14 protein-coding genes are annotated in these 16822 nt (G+C 71.6%); 7 read left to right on the top strand and 7 right to left on the bottom strand.

From position 1 onward, the window contains the following. Window positions 1-35: 35 nt before the first annotated feature. Together ACTXG6_RS03050 and ACTXG6_RS03055 are read right to left on the bottom strand one after the other, a co-directional pair. Window positions 36-452 carry a roadblock/LC7 domain-containing protein gene (locus ACTXG6_RS03050; protein ID WP_445186237.1) on the bottom strand — a complete coding sequence of 139 codons (417 nt, stop codon included), beginning with the start codon at window positions 450-452 and terminating at the stop codon, window positions 36-38. Then, window positions 449-4291 carry a nitrate- and nitrite sensing domain-containing protein gene (locus tag ACTXG6_RS03055; RefSeq protein WP_445186238.1) on the bottom strand — a complete coding sequence of 1281 codons (3843 nt, stop codon included), beginning with the start codon at window positions 4289-4291 and terminating at the stop codon, window positions 449-451. The genes ACTXG6_RS03050 and ACTXG6_RS03055 overlap by 4 nt, the downstream gene beginning before the upstream one ends. A gap of 337 nt (window positions 4292-4628) precedes the next feature. On the opposite strand from ACTXG6_RS03055, the gene ACTXG6_RS03060 reads away from it, so the two are divergent. The 3 genes from ACTXG6_RS03060 (at window position 4629) to ACTXG6_RS03070 (ending at window position 7524) form a co-directional block, all read left to right on the top strand. After that, window positions 4629-6347 (top strand): DNA repair helicase XPB, encoded by a 1719-nt coding sequence (locus ACTXG6_RS03060; RefSeq protein ID WP_445186239.1) that lies wholly within the window; start codon window positions 4629-4631, stop codon window positions 6345-6347. A 230-nt stretch (window positions 6348-6577) separates the two neighbouring features. Next, entirely contained in the window at window positions 6578-7090 is a 513-nt protein-coding gene (locus ACTXG6_RS03065; protein ID WP_445186240.1) for a PspC domain-containing protein, read from the top strand. A 77-nt stretch (window positions 7091-7167) separates the two neighbouring features. Continuing rightward, the gene (locus ACTXG6_RS03070) at window positions 7168-7524 is read left to right on the top strand and encodes a hypothetical protein (protein WP_445186241.1); all 357 of its coding nucleotides are present in this window, start codon (window positions 7168-7170) and stop codon (window positions 7522-7524) included. Window positions 7525-7621: 97 nt separating this feature from the next. On the opposite strand, the gene groL is transcribed toward ACTXG6_RS03070, so the two are convergent. Then, window positions 7622-9256 (bottom strand): chaperonin GroEL, encoded by a 1635-nt coding sequence (gene groL / locus ACTXG6_RS03075; RefSeq protein WP_445186242.1) that lies wholly within the window; start codon window positions 9254-9256, stop codon window positions 7622-7624. A 323-nt stretch (window positions 9257-9579) separates the two neighbouring features. Continuing rightward, window positions 9580-9783: a cold-shock protein gene (locus ACTXG6_RS03080; protein WP_445186243.1), complete on the bottom strand. Its 204-nt coding sequence runs from the start codon at window positions 9781-9783 to the stop codon at window positions 9580-9582. Window positions 9784-9875: 92 nt separating this feature from the next. On the opposite strand from ACTXG6_RS03080, the gene moeA reads away from it, so the two are divergent. From moeA to pssA, 3 genes are all read left to right on the top strand, one after another. Further along, window positions 9876-11132 (top strand): molybdopterin molybdotransferase MoeA, encoded by a 1257-nt coding sequence (moeA, locus tag ACTXG6_RS03085; protein WP_445186244.1) that lies wholly within the window; start codon window positions 9876-9878, stop codon window positions 11130-11132. A 537-nt stretch (window positions 11133-11669) separates the two neighbouring features. After that, the gene (locus ACTXG6_RS03090) at window positions 11670-12389 is read left to right on the top strand and encodes a phosphatidylserine decarboxylase (protein WP_445186245.1); all 720 of its coding nucleotides are present in this window, start codon (window positions 11670-11672) and stop codon (window positions 12387-12389) included. A gap of 3 nt (window positions 12390-12392) precedes the next feature. After that, window positions 12393-13439, top strand: coding sequence for a CDP-diacylglycerol--serine O-phosphatidyltransferase (pssA, locus tag ACTXG6_RS03095; RefSeq protein ID WP_445186246.1), 1047 nt, complete (start codon window positions 12393-12395; stop codon window positions 13437-13439). Between the two features lie 30 nt (window positions 13440-13469). Here the strand turns inward: pssA and ACTXG6_RS03100 are convergent, their stop codons facing one another. The 3 genes from ACTXG6_RS03100 to ACTXG6_RS03110 all read right to left on the bottom strand — a co-directional run bounded on the left by ACTXG6_RS03100 (window position 13470) and on the right by ACTXG6_RS03110 (window position 15880). Beyond that, on the bottom strand, window positions 13470-14618 hold the full coding sequence (locus ACTXG6_RS03100) for a low temperature requirement protein A (protein ID WP_445190334.1): 1149 nt from the start codon (window positions 14616-14618) through the stop codon (window positions 13470-13472). A 114-nt stretch (window positions 14619-14732) separates the two neighbouring features. Next, on the bottom strand, window positions 14733-15533 hold the full coding sequence (locus ACTXG6_RS03105) for a LytR C-terminal domain-containing protein (RefSeq protein WP_445186247.1): 801 nt from the start codon (window positions 15531-15533) through the stop codon (window positions 14733-14735). A 50-nt stretch (window positions 15534-15583) separates the two neighbouring features. Next, window positions 15584-15880: a DUF3263 domain-containing protein gene (locus ACTXG6_RS03110; RefSeq protein ID WP_331087457.1), complete on the bottom strand. Its 297-nt coding sequence runs from the start codon at window positions 15878-15880 to the stop codon at window positions 15584-15586. 148 nt (window positions 15881-16028) lie between these two features. Here ACTXG6_RS03110 and ACTXG6_RS03115 point away from each other — a divergent pair, with 148 nt between their 5' ends. Further along, window positions 16029-16601 carry a peptide deformylase gene (locus ACTXG6_RS03115; RefSeq protein ID WP_445186248.1) on the top strand — a complete coding sequence of 191 codons (573 nt, stop codon included), beginning with the start codon at window positions 16029-16031 and terminating at the stop codon, window positions 16599-16601. Window positions 16602-16822 lie beyond the last annotated feature (221 nt).

The raw sequence follows: 16822 nt of genomic DNA on the forward strand, positions 1-16822 counted from the left end.
CCGCTCCTGCCGCTGACCGTGTGTCTCGGGGCCATCTAGCGCCCCAGGGAACCCTGCAGCTCGGCGCGCAGCTCCGGGGTGAGCAGCTGCCCGACCCGGTCGACCAGCAGCGTCATCTCGTACCCGATCAGCCCGATATCGCAGGTGGGCGACGCGAGCACCGCAAGGCAGGAGCCATCGCTGATCGACATGAGCAGCACGATGCCACGTTCCATCTCGACCACGGTCTGCACCACGCCGCCGGCCTCGAAGCACCGCGCGGCGCCCTGCGTCAGGCTGATCATTCCGGAGGACACAGCGGCCAACTGGTCAGCCCGATCACGCGGTAACCGGGCCGACGCGGTGAGCAACAAGCCGTCGGCGGACACGACCACCGCGTGGGCCACACCAGGCACCCGCTCGGCAAAGTTGGTGACTAACCACCCGAAACGGTTCGGGTCCGGACCGGTCACGAGTTCTCCTCCCCGAAGTTCTCCTGCGATTGACGCCCGCCGGTGCTGGCCGGCTCAGTGGATCGGCGGTGCCGGCTCTCCCGGCCCTGCCGGACGCCCTGCTGATAGCTGGCCAGCCGGCCTCGAACCTGTTCCGCACTGCGTGCCGGGATACCCGGTGGGGTGCCCCCGCCGTCCTCGCTCGGGCCACCCGGGATGAGGTTCGACCGGGGCTGGCGCTTGGGCAGGCCGGCGGTGGTGAGCTCGGACCTGACCGGCTCCGGCATCGGCTGCAGGGTCGACTCGTCGCCACTCCAGCCGGCGCCCGGGTCGGCCGGCTCGTCACGGCCGAGACCGGTGGCCCCGCCGCCCTTGCGGGCGCCGACCTCCCAGTTCTCCCGGAACCATGCCGACGCCATCGCCTCGAAGATCGGCGACGACTCGTCCTCCCGGTCCGGGGTGGCGGTCGCGGTCTCCGACCGATCGGCCACCGGCGTCCGGTTGGCCAACCGCTCCGACCGGCTCGATGCCACGTCGGACCGGCCGCGCGGTGCCTCCGGCGACGCGTGGACGGGGTAGCTCCGGTTCTCGGCCGGTGCGGCGCCCGACTCCGCCGGAGGTGCGGGCAGTGGGCTCGCCGCGGTGGGCTGAGCCGTCTCGCCGGCGTCCGGCTGGGCCGGGGCCTGCGGCCGGTGCCGAGCCGGCGCCTGGCGCGGGCCCTGCCCGGCCGGGGCCATCGGGAACTGGCCGCTGGCTGATCCGGTCGGCTGACCCGGCTGACCCGGCTGACCGGGCTGACCGGGCTGACCGGGCTGACCGGCCTTCTGGCCGAACCGCATCGGCGGCGGCGGGCCCTGGCCGGCACCGCGCAGATACGGCCGTTGCGGCATCCGGCGCTGGGCGTCCATCGGCGGCTGCCCGTTCGCCGGCATCGGCCGGCTGCCCTCGACACCGTCCTGCCTGGCCACCATCGGCCGGCTGCCCTCAACACCGTTCTGCCTGGCCACCATCGGCCGGCTGCCCTCAACACCGTCCTGCCGGGCCGGCATCGGCCGGCTGCCCTCGACACCGTCCTGCCGCGCCGGCATCGGGCGACTGCCCTCAACACCGTCCTGCCGCGCCGGCATCGGGCGACTGCCCTCAACACCGTCCTGCCGCGCCGGCATCGGGCGACTGCCCTCAACACCGTCCTGCCGCGCCGGCATCGGGCGACTGCCCTCAACACCGTCCTGCCGCGCCGGCATCGGGCGACTGCCCTCAACACCGTCCTGCCGCGCCGGCATCGGGCGACTGCCCTCAACACCGTCCTGCCGCGCCGGCATCGGGCGACTGCCCTCAACACCGTCCTGCCGGCGGCGGTTGTCGCCCCGCTCCGGACGTGCCGCCGGGGCGGCGCCGGGCGCCGGTCGATCTGCGTCGCGCTGACGGTCGGCGGCCGGTGCGTCGGCGTCCTGCCTGGCGTCGGTGAACTGCCTGGTGGTGGCCTCGTCGGTGGCGCCGACCTCGGTGAGCCCGGCGGAGTTCCGCACCGCGTCCGCCCGGCCGGCCGGTGGCTGCTCCCGCACCCCGTCCGGCCTCGGTGTCGCTCCGGTCAGTGCGGCCCCGACCGCGCGGCGGGGCAGCCCGCCGGTCTCGCTCGGCGCCGACCGCCTTGGCAGGCCAGCGGGGTCGGCATCGGGGCCACCCTGCCTCGGCGACCCGTTGGCTCCGGTGGAGTTGACCCCGCCGAAACCGGTTCCGGTGCCGTTGACCCTGCCGCCGGTGCCGTTGACGCCGGCCCGGTTGCCGCTGGTGCCGTTGATGCCGGTGCCGTTGACCGCGACGCCGTTGGCCAGCCCACTAGACGCCGAGACGCCGGCCCGGCTCACCGCCTGGCTGGAACCGGTGGACAGCGCATTGGTGGTGCCGATGCGGTCCGCCACCACGTCGGAGGCGATCAGCTCGCTCGGCAGGGTCACCGAGGCGGTGACGCCGCCGCTGGTGCCGCGCGCCTGGTCGGTGCCAGCCAGGCGGACCCCGACACCGTGGCGGGTAGCCAGTCGGCCGACCACGAACAGGCCCATCCGGCGCGACGCGGACACGTCGACCTCGTTCGGCCCGGACAGTCGGTTGTTGGCCGCGAGCAGATCGGCGCCGGGCATGCCGACACCCTGGTCGGCGATCTCCACCAGCACGTTGCCCTCGGCGGTCATGCTGCTGCTGACCACCACCTGGGTGTCCGGCGCGGAGAACGCGGTCGCGTTGTCCAGCAGCTCGGCGACCAGGTGCACCATGTCGCTGGCCGCGCGGCCCACGACGGCCGCCGTCGGCGGCTGCTGCACGACCACCCGCTGGTACTGCTCGATCTCGGACACGGCGGCACGGAGCACGTCGCCGATGGGTACCGGCGCGCTGCCCCGCTTGGCCAGGTCGCTGCCGGCCAGGACCAGCAGGTTCTCGCTGTTGCGCCGCATCCGGGTGGCCAGGTGGTCGAGCTGGAACAGGCTGGCCAGCTGCTCGGAGTCCTGCTCGTTGCGTTCCAACTGCTCGATGAGCTGCAGCTGCCGCTCGACCAGGCCCTGGCTGCGGCGGGACAGGTTGACGAACATGCTGCTGACGTTGGTCTGCAGCGCGGACTGCTCGGCGGCCAGCCTGATCGCCTGTCCGTGCACCTCGTCGAAGGCTCTGGCCACCTGGCCGATCTCTTCGATGCTGGTGACCGGGACCGGCTCGACTGTCGCATTCACCGTCTCACCGGCGCGCATGCTCTGCACGGCCGCCGGCAGCCGGCGCTCGGCCACGTCCAGCGCGGTGGTCCGCAGCACCCGCAGCGGCTTCAGCATCGAGCGACCGATCAGGTACACGACCGTGGCCGCGCCGAGCAGCGCCAGCAGCAGGATCACCGAGTCGATACCCGCGGAGTTGCGGGCCGCGTCCTGCTGGGCGGCGCTGGCGTTCTTGATGTCGCCGCGCAGCCCGTCCTCTGAGGTCCGCATCTCCGCAACTACGGACTTGTACGCCTGGTCCCAGTCGGCCGGGCTGATGCCGAGCTGACCCTTGGCCCCGACCCGGCTGAGTGCGGCCTGCTTGAGCTGTTGGCGCTGGTTGTTGGCCCCGTCGTTGGTGAACCCGGCGTAGCGGTCCTGCTGCTCGGCATCCAGCGCGGCGCGGAACTGGCCGATCGCGGTGCCCAGTACGGCGTCGGTCGCGCGCACCGTGTCGGCGTCGACCGGCAGCATCTGGCCGCGGGCGATGGCCACCGCGATCACCGCGTGCTGCAGCGCGAGCTGTTCCTTCGCCGAGGTCAGGGCGGTGAGGCTGGCGGCGAGGCCGGCCAGCGCGGGAGTGTTCAGCTGCCGGTCCAGCGATGCCTCGAACACGGTCAGCGGGTTGATCAGGCCGGTGTACAGCGAGATCACCCCGGGCGCGTCGACGCCGGTCCCGTTGACCTGGTCGCGGATCTGGGTCAACCGGTCGAGGTTGTCCTTGGCCTGGCTGTAGGCGGTCTGTGCGGCCCCACCCATGGCCGACGGGTCGCCCACGTCGGCGGCCAGGTCGCCCGCCGCGCTGTCGGTGCCGGCGAACGCGCTGTGCAGGACGTTCTGGTCGCCGCCGCGGTTGCCCTGCACGAACGCCGACGCCTGGTCGCGCTCCTGCTGCAGCGCACCGATCAGCGTCGCGGCCTTGCCTTCCAGCTCGACGAACTGGTCCACTGAGGCCAGTTCGCTCGCCTGGTGGGTGTGCTCGACGATGCGTGCCACACCCAGGGCGACACCGAGCAGCGTCGGAACCAGGAGGACCGCCGCCAGCTTGACCGGCAGGCTCCAGTTCCTCGGCTGCAACCGCTCGAAGCGGCGGCCAGCCGTGTCTTTGCTGGTCATGTCAGCGCCTTCCTGAAGCGCACGGGGCGGTGTGCCAGGGCGTAGAGCACCGGTTCAGCTGTCTGTCCCCCACCGACTCGATCAAAGTCGCCGACACGCTAGAAAAAGCGGCGGGCGCCGCCAGAAGGCTGACTATGATCTTCTTGGCATGCTGTGTCCTTCAAGGGCGCGAAGTATAGCGCGGGCTTGAGCAGCCTCCGTCACACGAGGGTCGGGAAGCATCTACCGCCCCATTGGCGTTTGCAACCTACGGGGCTTCCATGACCTACTTGGCCAGCCGTGCCCCCCGCTGACCGCAGTACAGCGTGACCGCACCCCCGGCGGAAAGGATCTGTCCGTGACCGACGGACCGCTCATCGTCCAGTCCGACAAGACCCTCCTGCTCGAGGTCGACCACCCGGCCGCGGCCGAAGCCCGTGCCGCGATCGCGCCGTTCGCCGAGCTGGAGCGCGCGCCCGAGCACGTCCACACCTACCGGGTCACCCCGCTGGCGCTGTGGAACGCCCGTGCCGCCGGGCACGACGCCGAGCAGGTGGTCGACGCACTGGTCCGGTTCTCCCGCTACGCCGTACCCCAGCCGCTGCTGGTCGACGTGGTTGACACGATGGGCCGCTACGGGCGGCTGCAGCTGGTCAAGTCCCCGGTGCACGGCCTGGTCCTGGTCTCCCTGGACCGCGCGGTGCTGGAGGAGATCCTCCGGCAGAAGAAGATCGCCCCGATGCTCGGCACCCGCATCGATGACGACACCGTGCTGGTGCACGCCAGCGAACGCGGCCACCTCAAGCAGGCGCTGCTCAAGGTCGGCTGGCCGGCCGAGGACCTGGCCGGCTACGTGGACGGCGAGCGGCACGCGATCGCGCTGGACCAGCAGGACTGGACACTGCGCGACTACCAACGCGACGCGGTCACCGGCTTCTGGGCCGGCGGCTCCGGGGTCGTGGTGCTGCCCTGCGGCGCAGGCAAGACGCTGGTCGGCGCGGCCGCGATGGCCGAGGCGCAGGCCACCACGCTGATCCTGGTGACCAACACGGTGGCCGGGCGGCAGTGGAAACGGGAGCTGGTCGCCCGCACCTCGTTGACCGAGGACGAGATCGGCGAGTACTCCGGCGAGCGCAAGGAGATCCGCCCGGTCACCATCGCCACCTATCAGGTGATGACGCGCAAGTCCAAGGGCGAGTACCGCCACCTCGAGCTGTTCGACTCCCGCGACTGGGGGCTGATCATCTACGACGAGGTGCACCTGCTGCCCGCGCCGGTGTTCCGGATGACCGCCGACCTGCAGTCCCGGCGCCGGCTCGGGCTGACCGCGACCCTGGTCCGCGAGGATGGCCGGGAGGGTGACGTGTTCTCGCTGATCGGTCCGAAGCGCTACGACGCACCGTGGCGCGACATCGAACAGCAGGGCTGGATCGCGCCGGCCGACTGCGTCGAGGTCCGGGTCACCCTGACCGACGCCGAGCGGCTGAGCTACGCCACCGCCGAGGCCGACGAGCGCTACAAGCTGGCCGCCACCGCACGCACCAAGGAGGCAGTGGTCAAGGCCATCCTGGACCGCCACCCCGGCGAGCCGGCGCTGATCATCGGCGCCTACCTGGACCAGCTGCACGAGCTGGCCGCCAAGCTGGACTGCCCGGTAATCGAGGGGTCGACCAAGAACAAGGAGCGCGAGGAGCTGTTCCAGGCGTTCCGCACCGGCGAGATCCCGAGGCTGGTGGTCAGCAAGGTCGCCAACTTCTCCATCGACCTGCCGGAGGCCTCGGTCGCCGTGCAGGTGTCCGGCACGTTCGGCTCCCGGCAGGAAGAGGCCCAGCGGCTGGGGCGGCTACTGCGCCCCAAGGGTGACCACCGCCAGGCGCACTTCTACTCGGTGGTCTCGCGCGACACGCTGGACACCGAGTACGCCGCGCACCGGCAGCGCTTCCTCGCCGAGCAGGGCTACGCGTACCGGATCATGGACGCCGACGACATCCTCGGACCGCCGATCCCCGAGGTGGGCGGCAACCCCGAGAGCGGCGTCCCGGAGACCGAGGGCGGCGAGGTAGAGGGCAACGCCTGACCCCAGGCCGCCGCGCGGCCGGGTATGCGGCGGCCCGCCACCACCGAGTTCAACCGGAGCGGGGTTTCCGACCCTCTTCGAGGCCGCCACGGTTGAACTCGACGGGGCGCGCGGCAGCCTGGAACGTCCGGCGGTCCGGGGTTTCGGCACCCCGGGCCAGGGTCGCGACCAGGGACGAGTCCGGGTTCGGCCCTGAGGCCCCGGCGTCACGGCGGCGGCACGCTTGAGCCATGGACGAGCACAGCACCAACCCGACCACCGCGAACCCGGCAGACGGCGAACCGGCCGACAGCAACACCCCGCCGGCCGCCACCGCTGAACTGGCCGACAGCAACACCGCGCCCACCGACAGCTACGCCCCGCCCGCCAGCGGCTACGCCCTGCCCGCCGCGGCCGCTACGCCCGCCTACGACCCGCCCACCAGCAACTACGCCCCGCCCACCGACAGCGATGCCCCGCCCGCCGGTACCCGCCGTACGCCGATCCGACTGCACCGCAGCCGCGACGAGCGGATGATCGCCGGAGTCTGTGGCGGCCTGGCCGAGACCCTGGGCATCGACGTGGTGATCCTGCGGCTGGCCCTGGTGCTGGCCACCGTGCTCGGCGTCGGTGCCGGCGTCATCCTGTACGTGGCGTGCTGGATCCTGATGCCGGCCAGCCCGCTCACCGGGCCGACGGCGGCACCCGCCGCGCTCGTACCGGCCCAGGTCGGCGAGGCCGAACCGGCGCCGCGCGCGTCCTGATGTGCCCGGGCAACTCCACCGCCCAACCGGGTATTACTACGGATCCGCCTACCCGGTCCCGTGGTTACGTTGGTGCCATGCAGCCCAGTGGCCAACCGGTACCGCACCGCAACGGGAGGGCGCTGTGGATCGCGGTCACCGTGGCCACCACCCTGCTGTCCGGTGTGCTGACGCTCGCCGGGCTGAGCTTCGGGCTGGTCTCGCTGGCGTTCTTCGACGACCCGACAGCACCGGGGGCCTACCCGGCGCTGTTCGGCATGATGCTGTTCGCGGCGTCCTGTGTGGCCACGCTGGCCGTCCCGCTGGTGTTCTGGCTGTGGGGCCGCCGCGCCGGCGCCCCTGGCTTGATCACCCGGCGGCTGCTGCTCTGCTCGGCCGGCTACCTGGCGCCGCTCGCGCTCGGCATCGTCCAGTTCGGCTTCCTCATGCGCTGAGCGCCGGCGAAAGCTGGTGGGGAACGCCGCGGGGGCGGCACCGGAAAACTCCGGCACCGCCCCCGACGGACGTAGCGACGTACAGGTTGAGCTGGACTCAGAAGTCCATGCCCCCACCCATGCCACCGGTGGGGTCACCAGCCGGTGCGGCGTGCTTCTCCGGCTTGTCCGCGATCACTGCCTCGGTGGTGAGGAACAGTGCCGCGATCGAGGCCGCGTTCTGCAGTGCGGACCGGGTGACCTTGGCCGGGTCGATGATGCCGGCCTTGATCAGGTCCTTGTACTCGCCGGTGGCGGCGTCCAAGCCCTCGCCGGCGGGAAGGTTGCGCACCTTCTCCGCCACGACGCCGCCTTCGAGGCCGGCGTTGATCGCGATCTGCTTGAGCGGGGCCTCCAGGGCAACGCGGACGATGTTCGCCCCGGTTGCCTCGTCACCGTCGAGGCCGAGGCCATCGAACAGCGACCCGGCGCCGGCCTGCAGCAGGGCAACCCCGCCACCGGCGACGATGCCCTCCTCCACGGCGGCCTTGGCGTTGCGCACCGCGTCCTCGATGCGGTGCTTGCGCTCCTTGAGCTCCACCTCGGTGGCCGCCCCGGCCTTGATCACCGCAACACCGCCGGCCAGCTTGGCCAGGCGCTCCTGCAGCTTCTCCCGGTCGTAGTCGGAGTCGCTCTTGTCGATCTCGTTGCGGATCTGCTGGACCCGACCGGCGATCTGGTCGGCGTCACCGGCACCGTCGACGATGGTGGTCTCGTCCTTGGTGACCACCACCTTGCGGGCCCGACCCAGCAGCGTCAGGTCGGTGTTCTCCAGCTTCAGGCCGACCTTCTCCGAGATGACCTCACCACCGGTCAGGATGGCCATGTCGGTCAGCATCGCCTCACGACGGTCACCGAAACCGGGGGCCTTCACCGCGACGGACTTGAACGTGCCGCGGATCTTGTTCACCACCAGGGTCGCCAGGGCCTCGCCCTCGACGTCCTCAGCGATGATCGCGAGCGGCTTGCCACCCTGCATGACCTTCTCCAGCAGCGGCAGCAGGTCCTTCACGGTGGAGACCTTCGAAGAGATCAGCAGGATGTAGGGGTCCTCCAGCTCGACCTCCATCCGCTCGGCGTCGGTCACGAAGTAGGGCGAGATGTAGCCCTTGTCGAAGCGCATGCCCTCGGTGAGCTCAAGCTCGAGCCCGAAGGTCTGGCTCTCCTCGACGGTGATGACGCCTTCCTTGCCGACCTTGTCCATCGCCTCGGCGATGAGCTCGCCGATGGAGTTGTCGGCCGCGGAAATCGAGGCGGTAGCGGCGATCTGCTCCTTGGTCTCGACCTCCTTGGCGGTCTTGAGCAGCTCCTGCGCGACGGCCTCGACAGCCTTCTCGATGCCCCGCTTGAGCGCCATCGGGTTGGCACCCGCGGCCACGTTGCGCAGACCCTCGCGCACCAGCGCCTGAGCCAGCACAGTGGCCGTGGTGGTGCCATCACCGGCGATGTCGTCGGTCTTCTTGGCAACTTCCTTGACCAGCTCGGCCCCGATCTTCTCCCAGGGGTCCTCGAGCTCGATCTCCTTGGCGATCGACACACCATCGTTGGTGATGGTGGGCGCGCCCCACTTCTTCTCGAGCACGACGTTACGGCCGCGCGGGCCGAGCGTCACCTTGACGGCGTCGGCGAGAGTGTTCATGCCGCGCTCGAGCCCGCGGCGTGCCTCCTCGTCGAACGCGATCATCTTGGCCATGCGATGTGGTCCTCCGATAGGGATGACGCGGTGTCGGAAACGGTGCCCGCGACGGACGACCGGCAACCCTGCGCTCGGTCTCACCGACTCCAACTGGCACTCACAGGTGTCGAGTGCCAATGCCGTGTTTAGCACTCTCATACGGCGAGTGCAAGACGACAGGCCCTCGCCGAGTTGATGAGCACCACCGACCCGGCGGCCCCGGGAGCGGGTCCACCCGGACACCGTGAGCTGCCCCGTTCGCTATACAACACGCGCGCGCACACCCGCTCGCGAGCGAGGGACCGATCGGCGAACCGGTCGGTCCCTCGCTGTCCTCGGACTCAGAGGCGGCGCACTGCCTCCGCCTGACTACGGCCGTCCCGGCCGGCCGTTGTCTCGAACTCCACCCGGTCACCCTCTTCGAGCGTCCGGAAGCCATCCATCTGGATGGCGCTGTAGTGCACGAAGACATCGGGCCCACCGTCGGTGGCGATGAAGCCGTAGCCCTTCTCCGAGTTGAACCACTTGACCGTGCCCTGGGCCACGGCATCCTCCTGTTGTTGCGGACCAACTCCAACCGACGCTACCCAAACCGCCCCCTCCCCGAGAGTCCCGTCTCAGAGTCCGGGAGGGCAGGATGCGCTCTGTGGGCAAAGCTCAGAGAACCGTCGAAGAACACCGCGCGGCCGTCGCCGCACTACTCGGGCAGACCCCGGTCGAGGACCGGCCGCTGGCCGCCGCACTCGGCCTGGTCCTCGCCGAGGACCTGCGCGCGACCATCGCACTGCCGCCGTTCGACAACTCCGCGATGGACGGCTACGCGGTGCGGGCCCACGACGTGGCCGACGCCACCCCCGAGCGCCCGGTGCAGCTGCCCGTACCCGAGGACATCCCGGCCGGGCGGACCGACTCGCCGCCGCTGCTGCCCGGTACCGCGCACCGGATCATGACCGGGGCCCCGATGCCGCCGGGTGCGGACGCCGTGGTCCAGGTCGAGCACACCGACGGTGGCGTGCACTCGGTCCGGGTGGACCGGTCGGTCGCCGTCGGCACGCACGTCCGCCGCGCCGGCGAGGACACCGACGCCGGCGCGCTGGTACTGCCGGCCGGCACGCCCCTGACGGCTCCCCGGCTCGGGCTGGCCGCCGCCGTCGGCGCCGCCACCGTGGCGGTCCGGCGGCCGCCGAACGTGCTCGTGCTGTCCACCGGCTCGGAGCTGGTCAGTGCGGGGCAGCCACTGCGGCACGGGCAGATCTACGAGTCCAACGGCGTGATGCTGGCGGCGGCGGTGCGGGACGCGGGCGGGCACGCCGAGCAGTTGCGCTTCGTCCCCGACGACGTGCCCCAGTTCCTTACCGCACTGACCGACCGGATCACCTCCGCCACGGCCGAGGGCAACCCGCCGGACCTGATCCTGACCTCGGGCGGGGTGAGCGCGGGTGCCTACGAGGTGGTCAAGGACGCGCTCGCCGACCGAGGGGTGGAGTTCGTCCGGGTGGCCATGCAGCCAGGCGGGCCGCAGGGTGCCGGCCGGCTCGACGGTCCGGGCGGGCCCGGCGTCACCGTCGTCACACTGCCCGGCAACCCGGTCAGCTCGCAGGTGTCGTTCGAGGTGTTCGTGCGCCCTGCGTTACGGGCCGCGATGGGCCATCCGAGACCCACTAGGCCACTCGTGCGGGCTGCGCTGAGCGAGACTCTGCACTCCCCGGCGGGTAAGCGGCAGTTCCGTCGCGGCGAGCTGGACGCCGCCGCGGGCACGGTCCGGACCGTGGGCGGCCCGGGCTCCCACCTGCTGTCCGCGCTGGCCAGGGCCAACTGTCTGATCGTCCTCGACGAGACGGCCGAGGTGCACGCCCAGGGCACGGAAGTTGATGTCTGGGTCCTGGATAGCTGATCAGGTGACAGCCGCCCGGCTACTCCAAGCGATGCTCGACGGAGCGTAATAACGCGTCATTTCATCGAGTGTGACGAAGGTCACAGCCCAAAAGGGCAACGATTGCTAGCCCTAAGGCGTCAACATCAGTGGAGCGTTCGTCCGAACGGTCCATGTCCAGCGCCTTTACCGCGAATGGGCTGGACCACCGAGCGGGCGCTCGGGAATAATTTGCCCCACGGCGGCTCACCCACCGCCAACAGACCTACCGCTTGTCGCTGGGGAGCGGACGAGCGGTTCCACGGCCGGGGTCGCTGTCTCGGGGGATGGCGGCTCCGGCCTTTTACTTGCCCGGAGCTGCCCGGCTGGAGCGCCGGGCTCTTCCCGTTCTCGGCTCCTGGCTCCCGGCAGCTGCCGTTCCCGCGGCGCTGGGCCACGCGAGCCACGGCTAAGGTGACCGCCACCAGACCGACGTGGGCCGGCGGGCCCGCCCGGCGTACCGTCAACGGCCGGGCGACCGCCCCGGCGCCGCATCGCTGGAGGATTCGACTCACCCTGATGGCCGGCACCGAACCCGCACCTACCGGACTGAGCCACTTCGTCGGCCTGATCCGCGCCTCGATTCCCCCCATGCACCCCGGCGGCCGGCCCATCGTGGCCGGCGTCGGCGCGGCCGCGCTGCTGGCCAGGGCACTGACCGGGCGCGGCACCGTGCTCGGGGTGGCCGCCACCGCCGCCGTCGCCGCATTCTTCCGCGAGCCCGTCCGGGTCACCCCGGACCGGCCTGGCGCGATCGTGTCCCCGGCCGACGGCCTGGTGGCCATCGTCGACGAGTGCCCGCCGCCGGCCGAGCTCGGGCTGCCGCCGGCACCGCTGCCCCGGGTCAGCGTTTTCCTCTCCGTGCTGGACGTGCACGTGCAGCGGATCCCACTGGACGCCCGGGTCGAACGCGTCGTCTACCGGCCGGGCAAGTTCCTCTCCGCCGACCTGGACAAGGCCAGCGAGGACAACGAACGCAGCTCGATGCTGCTGCGCGGCGCCGACGGGCAACAGGTCGGCGTGGTGCAGATCGCCGGCCTGCTGGCCCGGCGGATCGTCTGCCAGGTCAGCGAGGGGGCCGAGGTCGCCGCCGGCGAGACCTACGGGCTGATCCGGTTCGGCTCCCGGGTGGACACCTATCTGCCCGCCGGCACCCGGGTCCTGGTCGCGCCCGGGCAGCGCACCATCGGCGGCGAGACCGTGCTGGCCGATCCGACCTGCTCCGAACCGGCGAGCTGACCCATGGCCAACGGCTCCCGCGGCGTCCGGCTGCTGCCGAACGCGATCACCGTGCTCGCACTGTGCTCCGGGCTGTCCGCGGTGCAGTTCGCGCTCAGCGGGCGCTTCGACCTGAGCATCGCCGCGCTCACCGCGGCGGCCATCCTCGACAGCTTGGACGGCCGGATCGCCCGGCTGCTCGACGCCACCAGCAAGATGGGCGCCGAGCTGGACTCGCTGGCCGACTGCGTGTCGTTCGGGGTGTCCCCGGCGCTGGTGCTGTTCATCTGGCGGCTGGAGGGCAACCGGCTGGGCTGGGTCGTGGCGCTGGTGTTCGCGGTGTGCGCGGCACTGCGGCTGGCCCGGTTCAACACGCTGCTCGACGACACCGAGCAGCCGCCGTACGCCAAGGAGTTCTTCGTCGGGGTGCCCGCGCCGGCCGCCGCCCTGGTCGCGGTGACCCCGCTGCTCATCGAGATCCAGTTCGGCCGGGGCTTCTGGTCCGAACCGCTCGTCATCGGCATCTGGATGCTGCTGGTCGCGGCGTTGATGATCAGCCGACTGCGCACGCTGGCCATGAAAACCGTCCGGGTGCCCGCCGAGTTCATCGCCCCGCTGCTGGTGCTGGTCGGGCTGGCCGCCGCGGCGATCATCACGGTGCCGTTCATGGCGCTCGCACTGGCCGTGTTCCTCTACCTCGCGCACCTGCCGTACGGCGTCTACCGATACCGCTGGCTGGGCCGACACCCGGAGGCCTGGTACCTCGCGGCGCGGCAGCGCAGGGCCGCCGTGCGCGCGCTGCGTGGTCCCCGGCCGCTCGGCTTGCGGCCGCCGCTGCGCCGTCGGGTGGCCGGCGCCGCCAGGGCCAGTGCGGCCGCGCTGAACAACCGGCGCCGCCGCGAGGACGACGTACCGACCAATGGCCAGGTCACCGGTACCGGCGGCCATGTCAGTGGCGTCGGCGGCGCGGGCGGGGTGAGCGGTGTCGGCGGCGGCGTCGGGCCGGTGGAGAACCTGCCCCGCCGAAGCGGCCGCCGCCTGGGCCTGCGCAAGACCCGCCGCCCCCGCTGACGGCCCGGCCCAGCAGCTGCTCTAGCTGCTCTAGCTGATTGCCACCGCCCGGTCGGCGCGCTGTTTGACCACCAGGTTCAGCACCACCAGCGCGGCAACCAGCACCGCCGTCAGGTGGACCGGCGCCGGCGACCACGGCGTGGCCAACACCAGCACCGCGACCAGCGGGTACGCGACGTTCAGCGCACCCACCCGACCACCCGGGCGCGGGCGCACGTGCAGCAGCCAGACGGTGAGCAGGAACACCGCGACCGGTACCGCCGTGGCGAGCCCGGCCAATACCGGTGCCAGCTGCGTCCTGCCGCTGTCGAAGTCGACCGCCACCTCCAGCCCAGCGCCGACGGCCGCCGCCGACCCGAACACCAGATAGTGCCCGTAACCCCAGCCCAGCGCCGTTCTGAGACCGGTCAGCAGCCGCTCCGCCGGCTCGTCGAAGTACAGCCACCACATCGAGAACACGATCACGATGCCGGCCGCGGCCACCCCGAGCAGCGCGCCGAGGTGTTCCCCCTCGGCGAGCGCCTCCTGGATCGCCGAGGCGGCCGCGAGCACCACCTCACCCAGCACGATCAGGGTGAACAGGCTGTACCGCTCGGCAATGTGCCCGGGGTGCCAGCTGGTCGGCCCGTACCGCTCGGCCCACGCCGGCACCGCGATCTCGGCCACCGCGAGCACCACGAAGCTGACCACCAGCAGACCGGGCGGCAGCAGCAGCCGCAGTACCCAGCCCAGCTGCACCACCGCGATCCCGCCCGCGTAGCGCAGGGTGCAGGGGCGCTGCCACCGGTTGGTCGCCCCGGCCCGCAACCACTGCGCCACCATGGCCAACCGCATGATCACATAGCCGACCGTGACGATCGTGAAGTCGCCCCGGTCGAACGCGGCGGGCACGCCGGCCGCCAGCACCAGCGCACCGGTGATCTGGATCAGCGTCGTCACCCGGTACAGCGCGTCGTCGGTGTCGTAGGCGGAGGCGAACCAGGTGAAGTTCATCCAGGCCCACCAGATGGCGAAGAACACCATCAGGTAGCCGAGCAGCCCGGCGCCGACGTGCTGCTCCGCGAGCGCGTGGTGCAGCCGCGCCGCCGCCAGGGACACGGCGACCACGAAACACAGGTCGAAGAACAGCTCGAGCGGCGTCGCCGCCCGATGCGGCTCGGCGGGCTCCCTGGCCCGCATCACCCTGGTCCAGCTCAGCCCCGGCGCCCGGTAGCCGTCGAGGGGGCCGTCCCGGTGGCCGTCCTGATCGCCGCGGCCGTCGTCTTGAGTCACCGCGCGATCATGCCCGGTCCGTCAACGCCGCTGGTAGTCCCGGGTGATGATCACGATCAGGCCCGGGGTTGCGTTTGCGATGCCTCCGAACCTCGGCGCCGCCCGCATGCCGAAGCTGCTGGCCAACGACTGGGCGGCGCTCAGCTCACGGGCGTTGCCCGGCTCGTAGTAGACGGTGCTGGTACCGATCGCGCCGAACGGGTAGTTGCCGACCTCGGTGACCTGCCAGCCGGAGTCGCGGAAGTCCGCCGCCGCCCGCTGGGCCAGGTCGCGGATCCTGCTGTTGTTGTAGACCCGAACCGGCGCCTTGACGACCTTGCGCGGCGCGTGGGCGGCACCGGACCCGCCCGAGCGACCCGTGCCGGCCCCGTTGTCGGCCGGCAGGCCCACGCCGGGCAGCGGCTTGGGAGCGGCCGGTGCCGGTGCGATCTTGGGGGCCGGGGCAGGCGCCGCGTTGGGCGCGGGGGCCGGAGCAGGGGCGGGAGCGGGAGCCGGGGCAGGTGCGGGAGCCGGGGTTGCCGGCGGCGGGGCGGCGATCGGTACCGGAGCTGGCGCAGGGGCTGGCGCAGGGGCTGGCGCGGGTTCCGGAGCCGGAGCCGGGGCGGCTTCCGGCTTGGCGGCGGGGGATGGCGACGGGCTGACCGGCGCGGTCGACGCGGCGGCGTTCACCGACGGTGGCGGTGGCGCCGCGTTCGCGCGGTCTCCGCCGCCGGCCAACGAGACCAGGCCGACCACGGCGGCTACCGCGGCGACACCGAGCATCACGAACCCGCCCATACGCAATGGGGATGGGCCGCCTCCCGGCGGGCTGGGCTCGGTCATCTCGACCTCCCGGTCACTCGTGATGTCGGTTCACTGGCCACGCGCGAAGATCAGCGCGCGTCAACTCCGAACCGGCGAGCCGCACGGGTCCGCTGCCGACTCGCGCGCAGCCGGCGCAACCGCTTCACCAGCATGGGGTCGGCGGCCATCGCGGCAGGCTTGTCGATCAGCGCGTTGAGCACCTGGTAGTAGCGGGTAGCTGACATGTCGAAAAGCTCACGGATCGCCTGTTCCTTGGCACCCGCGTACTTCCACCACTGAGCCTCGAAAGCGAGGATTTCGTGTTCCCGCCGGGCCAGTTCGTCACTGGGGGCCCGGCGGTCCGGTAGTACCTCGACGGAATCCATTAACGCACCTCGACGGATCGGGGACCGAGCACAATTACCTAAACAACATCCTTGTGATTCGGGGGGTATTAGACCACGGACCGCCGACAGGGTCTGGCTCCGACGCACCCGTAACTGGGTGTGGGAGGCACCCGATAGGGTCGCGCGCATGGCCGTCCGTCCCATTCGCATCATCGGCGACCCCGTGCTGCATACACCCACCCGCCCCGTGACGGAGTTCGATGACGAACTTCGCACCCTGGTGGTGGACATGTTCGACACCATGGAGGCGGCCGACGGGGTCGGGCTCGCCGCCAACCAGGTCGGCGTCGACCTGCGGGTGTTCGTCTACGACTGCCCCGACGAGGTGGCCGGCGTGCAGTTGCGCGGGGTCGTGGTCAACCCGATGCTCGAGACCACGGAGCTCCCGGAGACCATGCCGGACCCCGACGAGGACTGGGAAGGCTGCCTCTCGGTACCCGGCGAGCAGTTCCCGACCGGCCGGGCGGACTGGGCCAAGGTGATCGGCGTCGACGTTGACGGCGCGCCGGTCGAGGTCGAGGGGCGCGGCTTCTTCGCCCGCTGCCTTCAGCACGAGACGGATCACCTGAACGGCCTGCTCTACGTGGACCGCCTGGTCGGCCGGCACGACAAGGCCGCCCGGCGAGCGCTCAAGCGCCACGGCTGGGGCGTACCCGGCCTGGCCTGGGACCCCACCGTCTCCGAGGCCGCCGACGCCTGACCCCGGCACCCGCACCCCCCCGTCCGGCACCCGCGAGGCGGGGCTCTCAGCACACCGAGTCGGGGCTCCCAGCACACTCCGCGAGTCGGGGATTTAGTCCCGGCGAGTCGGGGATCAAGTCCCGGCGAGTCGCCCGACACCTGCTGTCGAACTCGCGCCTCCGCCGGCGGCGGAACACTGGGCCCCACCCGCGCGTTTACCGCTGCAAAGGTGTAATCAAG

Source organism: Pseudonocardia sp. Cha107L01, assembly GCF_052566575.1.

What these genes read in the sequence shown, in the direction of transcription:
- ACTXG6_RS03055 (WP_445186238.1), bottom strand. Translation starts at nt 4,291, where the DNA reads ATGACCAGCAAAGACACGGCTGGCCGCCGCTTCGAGCGGTTGCAGCCG.
- ACTXG6_RS03065 (WP_445186240.1), top strand. Translation starts at nt 6,578, where the DNA reads ATGGACGAGCACAGCACCAACCCGACCACCGCGAACCCGGCAGACGGC.
- ACTXG6_RS03070 (WP_445186241.1), top strand. Translation starts at nt 7,168, where the DNA reads ATGCAGCCCAGTGGCCAACCGGTACCGCACCGCAACGGGAGGGCGCTG.
- groL (WP_445186242.1), bottom strand. Translation starts at nt 9,256, where the DNA reads ATGGCCAAGATGATCGCGTTCGACGAGGAGGCACGCCGCGGGCTCGAG.
- moeA (WP_445186244.1), top strand. Translation starts at nt 9,876, where the DNA reads ATGCGCTCTGTGGGCAAAGCTCAGAGAACCGTCGAAGAACACCGCGCG.
- ACTXG6_RS03090 (WP_445186245.1), top strand. Translation starts at nt 11,670, where the DNA reads ATGGCCGGCACCGAACCCGCACCTACCGGACTGAGCCACTTCGTCGGC.
- pssA (WP_445186246.1), top strand. Translation starts at nt 12,393, where the DNA reads ATGGCCAACGGCTCCCGCGGCGTCCGGCTGCTGCCGAACGCGATCACC.
- ACTXG6_RS03100 (WP_445190334.1), bottom strand. Translation starts at nt 14,618, where the DNA reads ATGCGGGCCAGGGAGCCCGCCGAGCCGCATCGGGCGGCGACGCCGCTC.
- ACTXG6_RS03105 (WP_445186247.1), bottom strand. Translation starts at nt 15,533, where the DNA reads ATGACCGAGCCCAGCCCGCCGGGAGGCGGCCCATCCCCATTGCGTATG.
- ACTXG6_RS03110 (WP_331087457.1), bottom strand. Translation starts at nt 15,880, where the DNA reads ATGGATTCCGTCGAGGTACTACCGGACCGCCGGGCCCCCAGTGACGAA.
- ACTXG6_RS03115 (WP_445186248.1), top strand. Translation starts at nt 16,029, where the DNA reads ATGGCCGTCCGTCCCATTCGCATCATCGGCGACCCCGTGCTGCATACA.